The organism is Pseudonocardia sp. C8, from assembly GCF_014267175.1.
Lineage (GTDB): Bacteria > Actinomycetota > Actinomycetes > Mycobacteriales > Pseudonocardiaceae > Pseudonocardia.
Genome location: NZ_JACMTR010000002.1, coordinates 4,896,370 through 4,911,303 on the forward strand (window position 1 = coordinate 4,896,370; position 14,934 = coordinate 4,911,303).

A 14,934-nucleotide genomic window follows, 5' to 3' on the forward strand; every position below is an offset into this window, starting at 1 on the left:
GCTAAAAGTTGTTCCGGGATGTGTGGGCGATGCTTGGGGGGTGTCGCGAGATGTCATCACTGACGAGGTTTGGGAGCTGATCCAGGACGTGTTCCCGCCGGTGAGGACGCGGGGCCGTCCGCCGGTAGATCGACGCACGGTGGTCGAGGCGACCGCGTGGCGGTTCCGGACGGGCTCAGCATGGCGGGACCTGCCCGAGCGGTTCGGGAGCTGGAACACGGTTTACAAGAACTTCCGCCGGTGGGCCGCCGCGGGCGTCTGGGACGACCTGCTCACTCACGTGCAGAAGCGAGCGTCGTTGGCAGGAGAGATCGACTGGGTTGTGTCGGTGGACTCGTCGATCGCGCGTGTGCATCAGCACGGAGCGACGATGAGGCGGGTCACGGGGGGCTCCATCGAACTACAAGAAGGCCGGGCTGGAACCGCCTGATCACGCGATCGGCCGGTCACGGGGCGGTGTGACGACGAAGATCCACCTCGTCTGCGATGGGCAGGCCCGGGCTCTGGCGTTCGTACTGACCGGCGGGCAGGTCGCGGACACGAGCATGTTCACCGACGTGCTCGACGAGATCCACGTCCCCGGCCGGGGCCCTGCGCGCACACGCCCGGACCGCGTGCTCGCAGACAAGGGGTACCCGTCGAAGACGAACCGGGGCTGGCTACGCGAGCGCGGTATCAAGGCCACCATCCCCGAGCGCGCCGACCAGATCGCGAACCGGCGCACGCGGCCAGGCCGCCCGATCGACTTCGGCAACGAGCAGAAGGAACGCTACAAGGGCCGCAACGTCGTCGAGCGGTGCTTCAACGCGTTGAAACAGTGGCGAGGACTCGCATCGCGGTTCGACAAGACGGCCTGCTCATACGCGGCCGGGATCCGTATCGCCGCAGCCCTCCAATGGATTTAGCAACACGCCCTAGCGCGGTCGTGGGCACGATCCGAGCCCCCGCTAGCGAGAGCGCTGCCCAGCCCGATCTGCGGGTGGGGGCACCACAGGCCCCACCCGCAGATCGACGCTCTAGCGGAGTCAGCCTGCGGCGATGGAGCGGCACTGGCGGGCGCACTCGCGGCAGGCGTGCGCACACGCCCGGCAGTAGTCGGAGTCGCTGCGCTCGCACTGCTCGGCGCAGGCATCACACACCTGCGCGCACAGAACAGCCACCTGCGGTGCCCACTGCGAGCCGCGCGCCATCAGTGTCTCGCACAGCCGACAAATCTCCGCACAATCCACGCACAGCCGACCACAGTCGGCGCTGCCGTTGGGCAAACAGCAGTTGTAGTGGCAGGTCTCGCAGGACTGGCGGCAGCGCGCGCACGCCTCCACTGCTTCCTGATAACGCTGCTCGATCATCGTTGCGGCCATCACAGCCTCCTCGGAAACGGGATCTTTGGCAGGTCCGGTCACGGCCTGCAACGCCGCTTTTACCCATTTCCCCCATGGGCAAGCGCAAATCACGATCAAGCTTCCGCGTGGCGTAGGAACCGGGACGAAGCCCGGGGTGCAGAAAGACCCTGTGGCCGGTGCCGTCGAAACCCACCCCGGAACAGGACAACTGCGCCTCCCGTCGGACTTCTCGACCAGTGCTTGTGTGAAGCGGCGTTGTGTAACGCCAGTTACCGAGCAGACCGGACGCGGCCAACCACGCTGGAGAGGCGAACTGATTGTTGCGTCAAAATTGGAAGGACCTGCTCATGTCCACTACTGCTCGCCCCGTCCACCCGGTGCAGGCGGCTGCCTCCCGCGTGCTCTACGGGGCGGTCGCCGGGATCGGTGGCGGCATCATGTTCGGCATCCTGATGGCGATGATGGGCATGCTGCCCAAGGTCGCGATGCTCGTGGGCAGTGACAGCGCCGCCGTTGGAGCCGTGGTGCACCTGGCGATCTCGGCGATCCTCGGCGCGGGCTTCGGGCTCGTCGTGCCATTGATCCGGTTCTGGCCGCTGCTGGGGGCGGGGGTGGCCTACGGCGTGATCTGGTGGGTGCTCGGCGGCCTGCTGCTCATGCCCGCCGGGCTGGGCATGCCGGTGTTTCAGATGGGCGCCAATGCGATGCAGAGCCTGATGGGCCACCTGATATACGGCATCGTCACCGCGCTGATCTTCTACGGGTTCCGGCGCAGGGCGAATCACGCATGACGCGCCCAGAAGTACCGGTGCTGCGGATCTACACCTCACCCGGCTGCGCCAGTTGTCGGACGGCGGAAAAGCTCGCCGACACCGTGCGCCGCGTGCGGCCAGCCCAGCCGGTCGAGGTCATCGATCTCGCCCAGCACGCGGGGCCGAAGCCCGACGGGCTCGTGGGCACCCCGACCTACCGGCTCGGGGAGACCACCATCGCACTGGGTAACCCGTCATTGCGGGAGCTCTTGTACCGGCTGGACAACCCGCGGATCGATGACGATGGTGACTAGTGTCGCAACCACTACCGGAGGGCCGGTGCCGGACAACCTCTACTGCCTGTCCGAGGTCGATCTCTTCCGGGACTTGTCCCGGCGGGAAATGGCCGACCTGGGAGCGCACGCCCCGCTGCGCAACGTCGCGGCGGGGCAGGTGCTCTACAGCCCACAGCGGCCGACCGAGACACTGTTCATCGTCAAACGAGGCCGAGTGCGCCTCTACCAGATCAGCGCCGCTGGCCAGACGGTCACCACCGCGCTACTTGGCCCCAGCACCGTGTTCGGGGAGATCCCGCTCATGGGGCTGCGGATGGGCAGCAACTGGGCCGAGGCCCTGGAACCCTCGCAGCTGTGCCTGATGAGCCTGCACGACGTGCGGCAGCTGCTGCTGGCTGACCCGCGAATCGCCACCCGCATCGTCGAGCACATGACCGAGCGGATCACCGAACTCGAACACCGCCTGACCGACCTGGCATGCAAGAGCCTCCCGGAACGACTGGCCAGCACGCTGTGGACTCTGACCAAGGGAACCCTCTCGGGAACGGTGCCGGAGCCGGTCCGGTTGACCCATCACCAGCTCGCCGGTCTGGTCAACGCCACCCGCGAACGCACCACCACCGCCCTGGGAGAGCTGGCCGACCACGGGCTAATCCGGCTGCATCGCGGAAAGATCACCGTCACCAGCCGGGAGCGTCTGTTGACCTATGCCGAGGGCGGTGGCCGAACGGCGACCAACTTCCCGCTTGAGCACTAGATCAGGGAGAGCGGCCCCGGCGTCTTCGGCCCCAAATGAGAGCGGTAGCGGGAAGGAGGCGTGGGCTTGCTGTGTATCGGGCACACCTGCAGCAGTGTGCGGAGTCTTCCTTGGAGGTCAAGCTGTCGATCATGCGTACCAGCGTTGGCGAGGCTGCCCTGGCGACGACTGCCGTCGGTGCTCCTGCTCTGGCGGCAGCGGAGTTGTCCACCCCAATGCTCATGGCCCGCCCTCCCGGCTATCGCGAGTTGGAGATCGCCTGGCGGGGCCGCATTCCCCTGGCAGCGACCGGAGTGATCTCGGCAGCGGCCCTGGTCGGGCGGGCCGTGCGCGGCAGAGCGCCGCGGCGCACTGCGTTGACGACGGTGGTTGGCTTGCTCGGCGTGTCCGCTGGTGCGGCGGTGAGCTACGACCCGTGGCTGTTCGCTCCGCGGCGAGGGCGCCCCCAGGTCCGTCCGGCAGCAGAGGCCGACCGCGTGCTCGGCAGCGATACCGAGGTGCTCGGGGTGCGACTCAACGGGCAGGCGCGCGCCTATCCCGCGCGTGCCTTGGCCCGGCCGCACATCGTCACCGACATCCTGGGCGGCGAGCCCGTGGCGGTCAGCTATTGCGGCCTGACCAACAGCGCCATCGCCTACCGTCTCGGCGAGGGCCGAACGCGGATGCGGCTGTCCGTGCTGTCCGCGCCCCGCAACAACATCCTCTACCGCGAACACTCCACGGGAAGCTTCGTCCAGCAACTCCTGCCCGAAATCGCCCACGGCGAACTCCTCGGCCAGCGGCTGACCACCGTGCCCGTCGTCTATACAACCTGGGCCGCGTGGCAGGAGCTCGCCCCGGAGACCACCCTGGCCGACAGCCCGGTCCGGTCACCGGGTGACCGGCTGGTCACCAGCTTGATGCGAGCCGAACACACGCGCACCCGGTCACGCTCCCGCACACTGCTGGCCACCGACAGCGTGGACGAGCGGATCCCGGCCAAGACCCAACTACTCAGCTTGGTCGAAGACGGCGACGCCATCGCCTACACCCGAGCCGCGCTCCATGCCCAGCCGGTCATCAACGACGTCGTCGGCACCCAGCCCACCGTCGCCTTCTACGAACCAAGCAGAGATATCGCCACAGCATTTCGCCGCCACATGGACGGCCGCCCACTCGAATTCCGACCAGCCACACCCACCACCGGCGGGTATGAGGTGGCGGAGGACACCGACACCGGCAGCACATGGGACGTGCTCGGTCGCTGCATCCGTGGCCCCCGGGGCGGACAACAGCTGCAGGCAACGCCGTTCTCCTTCGACAAACCCTTCTGGTTCGCCTGGGCCGCCTACCACCCGCACTCCCGACTGCACGCCACACCCGACGAGCTCACCACTGGTCAGTCGCGGTGAGCGACGCACCAGGTGCGTGATCGACGATCCGAAGACGCCCCCGCCTCGCGAGGAGGATCACATGCAAGAACGGACCGCCGTCGTCGACGACATTCCCATGCGCTGGATCGAGCACGGTGACGGCCACCCGGTGGTGTTCGTGCACGGCATTCCCACCTCGGCCGAGCTATGGCGCCACGTTCTCCCCCGTCTCGACAGCGCACGGTGCCTGGCCTGGGAAATGCCTGGCTACGGCGCCAGCATTCCGGCAGGAACCGATCGGGACCTCTCAGTGGCTCGCCAAGCCGACTACCTCGTGGCGTGGCTGGACCACCTCAGCATCGACCGAGCCGTGTTCGCGGGACACGACCTCGGCGGCGGAGTCATCCAGATCCTGGCCGCCCGTCACCACCATCGGGTTGCCGGTCTCGTGCTCACGAACGCGATCTGCTACGACTCCTGGCCCATCCCCAGCGTTCAGGCGATGCAGCGCGCCGCACCGGTCCTGCGGTGCCTGCCCGACAGCGCCATATACCCCTGTTCGTCTCCCTCCTGCGGCGTGGCCACGACAACACCGCCCGCGCCAGCGAGTCGATCGGTGTGCACTGGCGGCACTACGCCACCCACGGTGCGGCCCGTTCCCTGGTCCGGCAGGTCAACGCGCTCAACTCGCGCGACACACTCGCGGTCACCGACCAACTGCCTCAGCTGGATGTGCCCGCTCGGGTGGTCTGGGGCACCGCCGACCGGTTCCAGAAGGAGCACTACGGCGCCCGTTTGGCCAGTGACTTAGGGACCGACCTTCGGCGCATCGACACTGGTCGCCACTTCACGCCCGAAGACCACCCCGACCAGCTCGCGGCCGCCGTCGACGAGATCACCGCACGGGCGTCCCGTTGATCCCACGATGTGCTTCGCTCTTGCTTGTCCCTGCCATGCCACCGTGGGTACGGCGGCTGGAACTACCCCGGCGTGTCCTAGCGCTGAGATCCTCCAAGGCCGGTTCGATCGCGGTGCGGTTTCGATCAGAGCGGTGTCGCTGCCGAAGCGGGTGAACACCTGGGCGAATTCCATGCCGACCGGGCCCGCGCCGAGCACTATCAGGGAGCGTGGGACCTCGCGGGCCCGTACGGCGTCTCGGTTGGTCCAGAACGGTGTGCCGGTCAGTCCTCGATCGGTGGGATCGCCGGTTCAGTACCGGGGTTGAGCACGATCCCGCGATGGGCCCGGAAGGACCAACTGTCAGCAGCCGGACACGAACGCCTGCTCGTTGGAAAGCCGTGCGAACGCCACCGCAACCCGTGACCAGGTCGCTCTACGCCGATCTGCCCGGCACCAACCCTCCTGTGTTAAGCGGGGTTGGCTTCGAGAAGCCGGTACAACCCGTCACGGTCGATCAGCTCGATGGCGGCGTAGCGCACAGCGATCAAGCCCTGCCGCTCGAACTCCTTGAGCACCTTGTTCAGCGAGGGCCGCTGCACCCCGACCATGGCCGCCAGCGTGCGCTGCGGCAGCAGAACCTGGTCCACAACGGCTTCGTCGAGCAAGAGCTGGGCCACCTGCTCGGTCAGCGACCGGCCCAGCAGGCCGATCACCCGGTGCTGGCTGGCCGCCAAGCGCTCGGCCACACTGGACAGCCACCGTCGCGTGATCGTCAGGCGTTGCCCGAGCAGCTGTTCGAAGTCGGGCGCAGCCAAGAACAGCACGGTGGCTTCGTCCAGCGCGTGGGCGGTGTAGGGCAGGGGCATGTCCAGCAGATGCTGGATGTCGCCGTCGACGTCGCCGGGTTGCAACACGTGCACCACCGAACGCCGCCTGCCCGCGCCCACCGACAGCTCGACCCGCCCGTGCTGGATGATCCACACCCCCGGCGGTGCCGAACCGGCCGGGAACAGCAGCTCGCCCCGAGCGAGCGCGCGGGTGCGCAGGAATGCCGCCAGCGCGGTGAGATCATCCGGACTCAACGGCGAGGACTCCCCGCGCCCGACGCACCGTGCCACCCACGCGGCCTGCCGGATAGCCATCTCCGTAGCACCACCGGGACCCAGCAGACGCACGGCACGGTCCAACGCCGCAGACGACACGCGGGAGAACGTCATAGGCCCATCATGTCATCGCGCTGACATTTTCGTCGGCTCCAGCGCGAGGGCGGGGTCGGATGGGGGCACGGTCAGTAAGCGGCGGGAAGACGCGCTCGCCCGCCCGAGCGCCGAGGCGGGAAAGGCATGCCTAAAGCCGCCATCGTCGTCCTCGCCGACACCGGGGAGGCATGCTGAGACCAAGGCGCGTGGTGAACGCAACTCGGTGGTCGCCGTCTGACATTCCACAGCCCTGTTGCGGAGTGGTCTGCCAACCACCTAACTTGGAATGGTCGTTCCAAGTTGGAGGTGTGGTGCCGGACGTTAGACACTTCGATCCTGATGTGGCGGTGGCCCAGGTGGTGCCGCTGCTGTGGCGGCGCGGCTGGTCACACACCGGGATGCAGGACATCGTCTCCGCCACCGGCCTGAGCCGCTCCAGCTTGTACGCGACATTCGGCAGCAAGAGCGCGCTCTGCCTGAATGCCCTGCGGCGATACTTGGCCGACCACGCGGACCCGGCGTTCCGAGAATTGGAGACCGACGGGCGGGGGTTGCCGGCCATCGCGGCGTTCTTCGATCAGCTGATCACAGCGCGCTGCTCGGGGCCGCACGCCCGCTGGGGCTGCCTGGCCACCAATCTGCAAATCGCCGCCGAAGGAGCCGACCCCGATGTCCGCACGGTGCTGGACGAGCATCACCAGCACCTCGTCGCAGCCCTGGCCACGGCGCTGCGCGCGGCCGAGCAGGCTGGTCAGCTCCACGAGGACGTGGTGATCGGTGCCAGTGCCGAACACCTGGCGCTGTTGGCACAAGGGGTCAACCTGCGTTCGCGCGCGGGCGCCGAGCCGTCCAGCTTGCGGTGGGCCGTCGAGGCCGCCTTGGGCGCACTGCGCCGCCCGGGCAGCCATGCCACGCCCGGCCCGGAGATGTCCCCTGGCTGATTCCAGCACACCGGTTCCCGCCAACGAAGCACCAGCACACCACGCACGAAAGGATCGAGTCCATGGTGGAATTCCGCATCCACGACGAGCACACCGCCCCACACGACGTGGCCCCCTCGCTGGAGCACGCCAAGCAGAGCTTCGGGTTTGTGCCGAATCTATACGGCGTGTTCGCCGAGTCGCCGCAGGCGTTCAACGCCTACCAGGCGCTCAGCGACCAGTTCCAGAACACATCACTATCCACACAGGCCAAACATGTCGTGTGGCTGGCAGCCAGCCGACAGAACTCCTGCCACTACTGCATGGCAGTGCACTCAGCGATGGCCCAGCAAGCCGGGGTGAATACCGACACCATCGACGCCCTGCGCAACGACAAGCCCATCCCGGACGAGTCGCTGGAGGCCGTGCGGCGCTTTACCCAGGCCGTGGTCGCCCATCAAGGCTTCGTGCCCGAGGACGAGACGCAGGCATTCCTTGCCGCCGGGTACAGCCAACGCCAGATCCTGGACATCGTGTTGGGCGTGGCGATGAAGACGCTGTCGAACTACACCAACCACTTCGCCAACACTCCGGTCGACGACGCGTTCCAGCCGCACACCTGGAACGCCTGACCCACCGGGGGTGGGGTGGCACGAACGCCCACCCCACCCCCGGTCCTCATCGGGCAAGCAGCCACGACCACAGGAGGCAGATCCCCATGCCCACCCGGCCTCGAACAGTGGCGTTCGACGTCGTGGAGACGCTGATGTCCCTGGAGCCTCTCCGGCCCCGATTCACCGAGGTGGGCCTGGCCCCGCAGCTGCTGGAGCGGTGGTTCGACCGGCTGCTGCGCGATGGCATGGCGTTGACCCTGGCCGGCGACTACGAACCGTTCCCGAACGTGGCCGCAGCGGCCCTGCAGACGCTGGCCCGCGGTGAACTCGACGATGAGGCCATCGCCCATGTGCTGACTGGCTTCGGTGACCTGCCTGCCCACCCCGACGTCGAACCCGCCATGCAGATCCTGGCCGACGCGGGGATTTCCGTGGCGTGCCTGAGCAACGGCACCGCCGAGACCACCACCCAGTTCCTGCACCGCAACAAGCTCGCCGACTACGTTGATCAGGTCCTGAGCGTGGCCGATATCCACAGCTGGAAACCGCCAATGCGGGTCTACGAGCATGCGCTGAATGAGATCGGCCATGCCGCTTCCGAGGTCGCCTTGGTTGCCGTGCACGCTTTTGACTGCCACGGCGCGAAACGCGCCGGACTGACCACCGGCTGGGCCAGTCGGCTGGAAGGCCACTACGCCGACGTGTTCCTCCCCGCAGACGTCGTCGGGCAGGACCTCGTCGAGGTCGCTCGGCGACTCACGGCACTGGCCACCGTCCTGCCGGGCGACCCGACCCGGCCATAAGTAGCGGCTGCTGATTCCCCTTGTTTCGGATCGGGCGGCAGACGTGTGCACCTGCGCCGTCTGCGAGCAGGCGCACCGACTGGACGTCGCATCCGGACATCTCCCTCGACTCAGGTCCCGGCCGGCACCCGCACCGCCGACACCCCGCAGTCGCCCCGCGAAGCCTGCTCGCTAACGCGCCACGTCGGACAATGCTGACAACCAGGCTCGGTCTGTACCGGCAATCGAGCGAGCCGGGCAGCACGTCGCACCTGCTGCCAGGCCAACAGCCTAGGGTCACCGTGCGCTGGCCACGCCAGCTTGCGTCGCGGTGTCGAGATAAGCGTCGAGGCCGCGGATCATCAGGTCCAGGCCGATGTCGAACTGGGCATTCATGTCGCAGTCGCCGCAGACCAGCAGCGCGGTGCGGACCAGGTCGTCGGAGGCATCCGGGGACAGCATGTTGGTGATACGGCGAATGCGGCTCACCGCGTCGTCGCCGTCCGCGGAGTCCGGGTAGGCCAGTTCGGCAAGGGCATAGCCAATGGCGTACGGGAAGATCGTGCGCAGCAAGGCCACCGCACATTGTTCCGGGACGCCGCTATTGCGCATCACGGTCAGCAGGGCGCTGGAGATTTCCAGCGGGCGCTCGTGGATGGTTTGCCGGCTAGTCAGCAGCGAGGCCGAGCGGGGATGCTGATGGACGAGGTTCCGCAGGGCTGCCGCGAGCCGTTTGATGGCCTTCCGCCAGTCGGCGCTGGCCGGCTCAATGGGGATCTCCGCCCACAGCTGCTCGACGATCCCGTCGAGCAGATCGTCCTTGCTGGCCACGTGCTTGTACAGCGACATGGCCTTCACGCCGAGTTCCGCGCCGAGCTTGTGCATGCTCAGCGCATCGAGGCCGTGCTCGTCGACGTAGCGCACCGCGCTCGACAGCACATGGTCGCGGGTTAGGGGTGCGCGGGTCTGTTCACTGTTCGCCATCGCCACAGTCATAGCTTACATCGTAGCCCTTGACGTGATACACCGTAAGCTTATTCTGGATTACACCATAATCCCACGTTGGAGGCGATGATGCCGACGTTCACTACTGCCCAGGCCCCTCCAGCCCTGGCCGACATCGACCCGGAACTGCACCACGTACTGACCGGTGGCGAGATCGCGAGCACAGCGGATCCCTACCCGCTCTACCGGACACTGCGACGCGACTACCCGGTCGCGGACATTTCCGGCGCCGTGTGGGTCTTCCGCTACGATGACGTGGCCACGGTGCTGCACAACCCGCAGATGTCCACCGACGACCGCAACTCGGCGGCACACCAGGCCCAGCAGGCGCAAGGCGCGCTCTCGGCGCCGTATCTGGCGCAACTGGACGATCAGTCGTTCCTGCACCGCGATCCGCCGGAGCACACCCGGCTGCGCAAACTGGTCGCCAAGGGCTTCACCCCGCGCCGCGTCGACGCCCTGCGCGGATTCATCCAGCACTTCGTCACCGACGTACTCGACGAAGCAACCCGGCGCGGGCGACTCGATTTCGTGGACGAGCTGGCCTACCCGTTGCCGATCGCAGTGATCTGCGAGCTGATCGGCATTCCCGAAACCGACCGTGCGTTCGTCGCCTCATGGCCGCGCACCCAGCTGTGCTGCTCGTTCGAGTCCGGCAGCCTCAAAGCCGCCGCCGAGCTGGACCAGGCCGGCGAGGGTGCCCGGCAGGTCGAGGCCGACCGCATCCAGCAGCAGTTGCGGGACTACTTCGCCTGGCTGATCGACCATCGCCGCGAGAACCCCGGCAATGATCTGGTGTCCGCGCTGCTGGCGGCCGAGGCCGACGGTGGGCAGCTGTCGATCGAGGAGATCAACGCCACGCTGCGGCTGCTGTTCGTCGCTGGCTACGAGAACGCCGTCAACCTGCTCGGCCACGGCACGCTGGCCCTCCTGCGCCATCCCGATCAGTGGGCCGCGCTGCGCGAGAACCCGGCCCTGGCAGCGAGCGCCGTCGACGAGGTACTGCGCTACGACGCTCCGTTCCAGTTCACCCGGCGCGTCGCCCTAGCCGACCTCGACCTCGGTGGCTACCGCATCGGCCGTGGCCAGCACGTGTTGGTCTGGATCGCTGCCGCCAACCGCGACCCGGCCCGCTTCGCCGATCCGGACACCTTCGACATCCACCGCAGCGACAACCGGAATCTGGCCTTCGGCAGCGGCATGCACGCCTGTCTCGGCGGGCCGCTGGCCCGGATGCAGGCCGAGATCACGTTCGTGGTCCTGACCCAACGTCTGGACAATCCGCGCCTGGACGCCGATCCACCCCGCTACCGCCCGGATGTGTTCCGGTCGCTGGAGGCGCTGCCGATCAGCATCAGCCACCCACCCGCCGCAGCTTGAGCACCCACCACACGAGACGGAGAAACGTCATGGACGCCAATGACCGCAGCGCCGAGGACTTCTGGGCCACGGCGCGCACGCTGCTCACGAGGTTCGCCGCCCGCGGACATATCAGTGTCGGCCTGCACCTGGCCCGCCTGACCAATCTCGGAGAACACCCCGTGCCGATTGAACGTCTGGCCCAAGAGGTAGGCCGCCCGGCAGAGGAAACCGCGACCCTGGCGCAACAGGGACCTGGTGGGCATTGGGTACGGCTGAACGACGGTCAGATCACCCTGGATCTGTCGCAGCACACCGGCATGCTGCGGCGCCGGCTGCGTATCGGCCAGCGCAGCTTCCCGGTCAGCGGATGCGCCCCCGACGTGCTGCTGTGGGCGGCCGTGCTCGACGAACCTCTCACCATCGAGGAGACCTGTCCCGCCACGGGTGCCCCGATCCGGGTGGACCTCACCCCGGACGGTGTGGCTAGCCTCGACCCGGCGGAGGCAGTCGTGGGCTATCCGGCCCTGCCCGCGTTCGAGGAAATCGCCGCCATGCCCTCCGAGGAAATCGACGCGACCATCTGTACCCAGGGGCCGCTGTTCGCCTCCGCCGAGGCCGCCAGTACTTGGGTCGCCGACCATCCTGGCGTCCACGTCTTCGGCGTCCGGGACGCCTACGATCACCTGCGCGAGATCGCTCGCGCCCTTCTGGAAGCGGTCAGCCCGACCCCACAGTGATCCGGCTCCGGTCCCGTCCGTGGCCACCTCGCAGCCTAGGCAACGGCGACCACGGGTGAGTCTTAGTGGCTGGCGGAGTGCTCTCGGCCACAGCACTCTCCATCCTCCCGCGCCACGGCGGTGTGGCACGCGAGACGTCGGATACTCCACCACACCAGGAGAACGAAGAGTACGACCGTGCCCATGAGGATCACGGTCGCGTACGGGGCGATGGTCTTCATCGTGGCGGTGGCACCGCCGGCACCGACACCGAACAGCGCGAGGACCGTGGACAGGACGGGGCTGCAGCACAGGCTGGGCACGAGGCTGGCCAAGAAGCCAAATCCCCCGAGGGCAGCCCGGCCGCTGGCACTGCGGCGAGCGGCGAGGGCTTGGCGCGCGGCATAGACCTGCACAGTGAGCACGGTGGCCAGCCCCAGGGCAAGCACAATGCTAAAGCTCCACTGCAGCCCGGTCAGATATGTCCAGTTGGACAGACTCAGGCGCCCGCTGGCTTCTTCGGAGGGCAGCACCGTGGCGTAAACGGCGAAGCCGATGACAGCCAAGACCACCAACAGCACACGCGAGGGGCGATCACGGGCCAGACGAGCCAGCGCGGTGCTAGTGCTGACGGAGCGGGAACGTGCGGGGGTCGCGTGGGACGGCGAGGACATCACCACTCCTGATCAGAACGCGGACGGGCAAGAACGGGCGGATTACGGCGCGGATGGTCGGTCATCATCGTGATTCCCGGGCAGACCTGAGCCGCCACCAGTGCTGTACCGCCCGCGGTGCCGGGCCCAGACCTGCCAGGCCACGACGAGCGCGGCGCCGAGGGCTGCGCCGATCACCCAGGGGTTCCGCAGCCACGCGCCGAGCACGCCGAGCGCCCCCGCGGCGATCAGAGCAGGGACGGCGCAGCACAACACCAGCAGTACGCCAAGGCCGATCGTCGCGAGCACGCCGCGCTTGTCCGTGGTGGCCATTACGCGCCCCTGGTCGAAGTTTGCGCCTTGGCGGTGGAGGTGGCGTCGATGCGCTCGCAAGCTGCCAGCGCCGCGCAGTTGTCGGCCGCCAGCGCGCGGGCCAGCATCACCAACTCGGCCACCCGCGGGTCGGCCACCCGGTAGTAGCACCAGCGGCCCTCGCGGCGGGCATGGACGTAGCCGCAGTCGGCCAAACACGTCAGATGCGTGGAGGTCCGGCCCTGCGAGAGCCCGATGTGGGACACGCAGTCGCTGACGCTGCGCTCGCGGTCGAGCAGGAACTCCAGCAACCGCAGCCGGCTCGGATCGCCCAGCGCGCGGAAGAACTTCGCCACCGTGCCCACCTCGCCGCCATCACCGAGCAACCCGCCAGACCGGGCACTGTCCGCAGCCTCACTCATGCGGGGGTTCCTCCCAACCATCCTGTACATATTCGCCAAGGCGGATACTATGATGCCAGAATACATCCGGAAATACGAATACGACCAGGCGGGCGGGGTCCGCTCGCCACGAAAGGGGTGACCGGGATGGTGTTCGATCTGGCGATCATCGGGTCCGGGGGTGCCGCCTTCGCCGCAGCGATCGCCGCACGGCGCGAAGCCCGATCGGTGGTGATGGTTGAGCGCGGCACCGTCGGCGGCACGTGCGTGAACACCGGGTGCGTGCCGTCGAAGGCGTTGCTGGCCGCCGCCGAGGCCCGGCACGTCGCGCTCTCGGCCGACCGCTTCCCCGGTGTTCGGGCCAGTGCCGACGAGGTCGCCGTCGCCGAGCTGATCAAGGGCAAAGCCGACTTGGTGGCCGGGATGCAGCAGGACAAGTACACCGGTTTGGCCGCCGAGTACGGCTGGGAGATCCTCGCCGGCCAAGCTCGGTTCGTCGACGGTCCTGCGCTGGAGGTCGTCCTCGCCGAGGGCGGCACGCGTCGGATTGAGGCCGAGCACTACCTCGTCGCCACGGGATCGGCGCCGTGGACCCCGCCGGTGGACGGGCTCGACGAGGTCGATTACCTGACCTCCACCGCGGCCATGGAACTCAAAGCCCTGCCCGAGTCGATGCTGGTGGTCGGCGGCAACTACGTCGGGCTGGAACAAGCTCAGCTGTTCTCCCACCTGGGCACGCGCGTCGAGGTCGTGGAGATGCTGGATCGCCTGGCCCCGGCCGAGGAACCGGCGATCTCTGGCGCGCTCGCCGAGGTCTTCACCGGCGAGGACATCGGCGTGCGCACCGGCACGGTCCTCGCCCGCGTGAGCCGCGAGGACGGGCAGGTGGTCGCCGAGCTACGCGACGCGGACGGACACACCCACTGGCTGCGGGCCGACGAGCTGCTGATGGCCACCGGCCGCAAGCCCGTCACCGACGGGCTCGGTCTCGACCGTGTCGGGGTGAGCCTCGGTGAGCGCGGCCAGATCGTCACCGACGAGCAGCTGCGCACCGACAACCCGCGGATCTGGGCCGCTGGGGATGTGACGGGGCACCCGCAGTTCGTCTACGTCGCCGGTGCGCACGGTGCGGTCGTGGTCGACAACGCCTTCCACCAGGCCGGGCGGACGCTGGATTACCACCACCTGCCGCGGGTGACCTTCACCCGCCCCCAGGTCGCCGCCGCCGGTCTCACCGATGCCGAAGCCCAGGCGCAGGGCTGGGACTGCGAATGCCGCGTGCTGCCGCTGGAACACGTGCCCCGCGCGCTGGTCAATCGCGACACCCGCGGCCTGGTCAAGCTGGTCGCCGAACGCGGCACCGGGCGCCTGCTCGGCGCGCATGTGCTGGCCGACGGTGCCGGCGAGGTGATCGCCACCGCCGTCTACGCGCTGCACAACCAGATGAGTGTCTACGAGATGGGCGAGCTGTGGTGCCCGTATTTGACCATGGCCGAATCCCTCAAGCTCGCCGCGCAAACCTTCACCCGCGACGTGGCCAAACTTTCCTGCTGCGCCGCATAACCCCAAC

18 protein-coding genes and 2 pseudogenes are annotated in these 14,934 nt (G+C 68.0%); 13 read left to right on the plus strand and 7 right to left on the minus strand.

What is annotated here, in order from left to right; genetic code table 11:
- Positions 1-22 precede the first annotated feature (22 nt).
- Positions 23-905 (plus strand): annotated as a pseudogene (locus H7X46_RS23200) (IS5 family transposase).
- 120 nt (positions 906-1,025) lie between these two features.
- Here the strand turns inward: H7X46_RS23200 and H7X46_RS23205 are convergent.
- On the minus strand, positions 1,026-1,361 hold the full coding sequence (locus H7X46_RS23205) for a four-helix bundle copper-binding protein (protein ID WP_222131398.1): 336 nt from the start codon (positions 1,359-1,361) through the stop codon (positions 1,026-1,028).
- A gap of 329 nt (positions 1,362-1,690) precedes the next feature.
- Here H7X46_RS23205 and H7X46_RS23210 point away from each other — a divergent pair, with 329 nt between their 5' ends.
- The 6 genes and pseudogenes from H7X46_RS23210 (at position 1,691) to H7X46_RS30075 (ending at position 5,418) form a co-directional block, all read left to right on the plus strand.
- Positions 1,691-2,134, plus strand: coding sequence for a hypothetical protein (locus H7X46_RS23210; protein ID WP_186361386.1), 444 nt, complete (start codon positions 1,691-1,693; stop codon positions 2,132-2,134).
- Between the two features lie 17 nt (positions 2,135-2,151).
- A complete protein-coding gene (locus tag H7X46_RS23215) occupies positions 2,152-2,409 on the plus strand; it encodes a hypothetical protein (protein WP_186361387.1) in 258 nt (85 codons plus the stop codon).
- Positions 2,410-2,434: 25 nt separating this feature from the next.
- Entirely contained in the window at positions 2,435-3,148 is a 714-nt protein-coding gene (locus tag H7X46_RS23220; RefSeq protein WP_186361388.1) for a Crp/Fnr family transcriptional regulator, read from the plus strand.
- A 110-nt stretch (positions 3,149-3,258) separates the two neighbouring features.
- Positions 3,259-4,539 carry a DUF3179 domain-containing (seleno)protein gene (locus tag H7X46_RS23225; protein ID WP_186361389.1) on the plus strand — a complete coding sequence of 427 codons (1,281 nt, stop codon included), beginning with the start codon at positions 3,259-3,261 and terminating at the stop codon, positions 4,537-4,539.
- A gap of 97 nt (positions 4,540-4,636) precedes the next feature.
- Positions 4,637-5,020, plus strand: a pseudogene (locus H7X46_RS30905) (alpha/beta fold hydrolase); the annotation flags it as partial.
- A gap of 8 nt (positions 5,021-5,028) precedes the next feature.
- Positions 5,029-5,418: an alpha/beta fold hydrolase gene (locus H7X46_RS30075; protein WP_255426198.1), complete on the plus strand. Its 390-nt coding sequence runs from the start codon at positions 5,029-5,031 to the stop codon at positions 5,416-5,418.
- Here the strand turns inward: H7X46_RS30075 and H7X46_RS30080 are convergent.
- Entirely contained in the window at positions 5,308-5,616 is a 309-nt protein-coding gene (locus H7X46_RS30080) for an NAD-binding protein (protein WP_369775716.1), read from the minus strand. The genes H7X46_RS30075 and H7X46_RS30080 overlap by 111 nt on opposite strands.
- Before the next feature lie 251 nt (positions 5,617-5,867).
- A complete protein-coding gene (locus H7X46_RS23240) occupies positions 5,868-6,617 on the minus strand; it encodes a Crp/Fnr family transcriptional regulator (protein ID WP_186361390.1) in 750 nt (249 codons plus the stop codon).
- 329 nt (positions 6,618-6,946) lie between these two features.
- Here H7X46_RS23240 and H7X46_RS23245 point away from each other — a divergent pair, with 329 nt between their 5' ends.
- From H7X46_RS23245 to H7X46_RS23255, 3 genes are all read left to right on the plus strand, one after another.
- Positions 6,947-7,540 (plus strand): TetR/AcrR family transcriptional regulator, encoded by a 594-nt coding sequence (locus tag H7X46_RS23245; RefSeq protein WP_370588923.1) that lies wholly within the window; start codon positions 6,947-6,949, stop codon positions 7,538-7,540.
- A gap of 62 nt (positions 7,541-7,602) precedes the next feature.
- Entirely contained in the window at positions 7,603-8,151 is a 549-nt protein-coding gene (locus H7X46_RS23250; protein ID WP_186361391.1) for a carboxymuconolactone decarboxylase family protein, read from the plus strand.
- Positions 8,152-8,258: 107 nt separating this feature from the next.
- Entirely contained in the window at positions 8,259-8,936 is a 678-nt protein-coding gene (locus tag H7X46_RS23255; RefSeq protein ID WP_369775718.1) for a haloacid dehalogenase type II, read from the plus strand.
- Positions 8,937-9,212: 276 nt separating this feature from the next.
- On the opposite strand, the gene H7X46_RS23260 is transcribed toward H7X46_RS23255, so the two are convergent.
- Entirely contained in the window at positions 9,213-9,911 is a 699-nt protein-coding gene (locus H7X46_RS23260) for a TetR/AcrR family transcriptional regulator (RefSeq protein WP_186361393.1), read from the minus strand.
- Between the two features lie 75 nt (positions 9,912-9,986).
- Between H7X46_RS23260 and H7X46_RS23265 the strand changes: the two genes are divergently transcribed.
- Together H7X46_RS23265 and merB are read left to right on the plus strand one after the other, a co-directional pair.
- Positions 9,987-11,300 carry a cytochrome P450 gene (locus H7X46_RS23265; protein WP_186362850.1) on the plus strand — a complete coding sequence of 438 codons (1,314 nt, stop codon included), beginning with the start codon at positions 9,987-9,989 and terminating at the stop codon, positions 11,298-11,300.
- Positions 11,301-11,329: 29 nt separating this feature from the next.
- Complete coding sequence (merB, locus tag H7X46_RS23270; protein WP_186361394.1) at positions 11,330-12,019, plus strand: organomercurial lyase; 690 nt, start codon at positions 11,330-11,332, stop codon at positions 12,017-12,019.
- Positions 12,020-12,081: 62 nt separating this feature from the next.
- Here the strand turns inward: merB and H7X46_RS23275 are convergent, their stop codons facing one another.
- The 3 genes from H7X46_RS23275 to H7X46_RS23285 all read right to left on the minus strand — a co-directional run bounded on the left by H7X46_RS23275 (position 12,082) and on the right by H7X46_RS23285 (position 13,385).
- Positions 12,082-12,579, minus strand: a complete 498-nt coding sequence (locus H7X46_RS23275; protein ID WP_186361395.1) for a hypothetical protein — start codon at positions 12,577-12,579, stop codon at positions 12,082-12,084.
- Between the two features lie 135 nt (positions 12,580-12,714).
- The gene (locus H7X46_RS23280; protein ID WP_186361396.1) at positions 12,715-12,984 is read right to left on the minus strand and encodes a hypothetical protein; all 270 of its coding nucleotides are present in this window, start codon (positions 12,982-12,984) and stop codon (positions 12,715-12,717) included.
- The gene (locus H7X46_RS23285; RefSeq protein WP_186361397.1) at positions 12,984-13,385 is read right to left on the minus strand and encodes a metalloregulator ArsR/SmtB family transcription factor; all 402 of its coding nucleotides are present in this window, start codon (positions 13,383-13,385) and stop codon (positions 12,984-12,986) included. The genes H7X46_RS23280 and H7X46_RS23285 overlap by 1 nt, the downstream gene beginning before the upstream one ends.
- Before the next feature lie 126 nt (positions 13,386-13,511).
- Here H7X46_RS23285 and merA point away from each other — a divergent pair, with 126 nt between their 5' ends.
- Entirely contained in the window at positions 13,512-14,927 is a 1,416-nt protein-coding gene (gene merA / locus H7X46_RS23290) for a mercury(II) reductase (protein WP_186361398.1), read from the plus strand.
- Positions 14,928-14,934 lie beyond the last annotated feature (7 nt).

Coding starts and splice junctions, on each gene's coding strand:
- H7X46_RS23205 (WP_222131398.1), bottom strand. CDS start 1,361: ATGGCCGCAACGATGATCGAGCAGCGTTATCAGGAAGCAGTGGAGGCG.
- H7X46_RS23210 (WP_186361386.1), top strand. CDS start 1,691: ATGTCCACTACTGCTCGCCCCGTCCACCCGGTGCAGGCGGCTGCCTCC.
- H7X46_RS23240 (WP_186361390.1), bottom strand. CDS start 6,617: ATGACGTTCTCCCGCGTGTCGTCTGCGGCGTTGGACCGTGCCGTGCGT.
- H7X46_RS23250 (WP_186361391.1), top strand. CDS start 7,603: ATGGTGGAATTCCGCATCCACGACGAGCACACCGCCCCACACGACGTG.
- H7X46_RS23260 (WP_186361393.1), bottom strand. CDS start 9,911: ATGACTGTGGCGATGGCGAACAGTGAACAGACCCGCGCACCCCTAACC.
- H7X46_RS23265 (WP_186362850.1), top strand. CDS start 9,987: ATGATGCCGACGTTCACTACTGCCCAGGCCCCTCCAGCCCTGGCCGAC.
- merB (WP_186361394.1), top strand. CDS start 11,330: ATGGACGCCAATGACCGCAGCGCCGAGGACTTCTGGGCCACGGCGCGC.
- H7X46_RS23280 (WP_186361396.1), bottom strand. CDS start 12,984: ATGGCCACCACGGACAAGCGCGGCGTGCTCGCGACGATCGGCCTTGGC.
- H7X46_RS23285 (WP_186361397.1), bottom strand. CDS start 13,385: ATGAGTGAGGCTGCGGACAGTGCCCGGTCTGGCGGGTTGCTCGGTGAT.
- merA (WP_186361398.1), top strand. CDS start 13,512: ATGGTGTTCGATCTGGCGATCATCGGGTCCGGGGGTGCCGCCTTCGCC.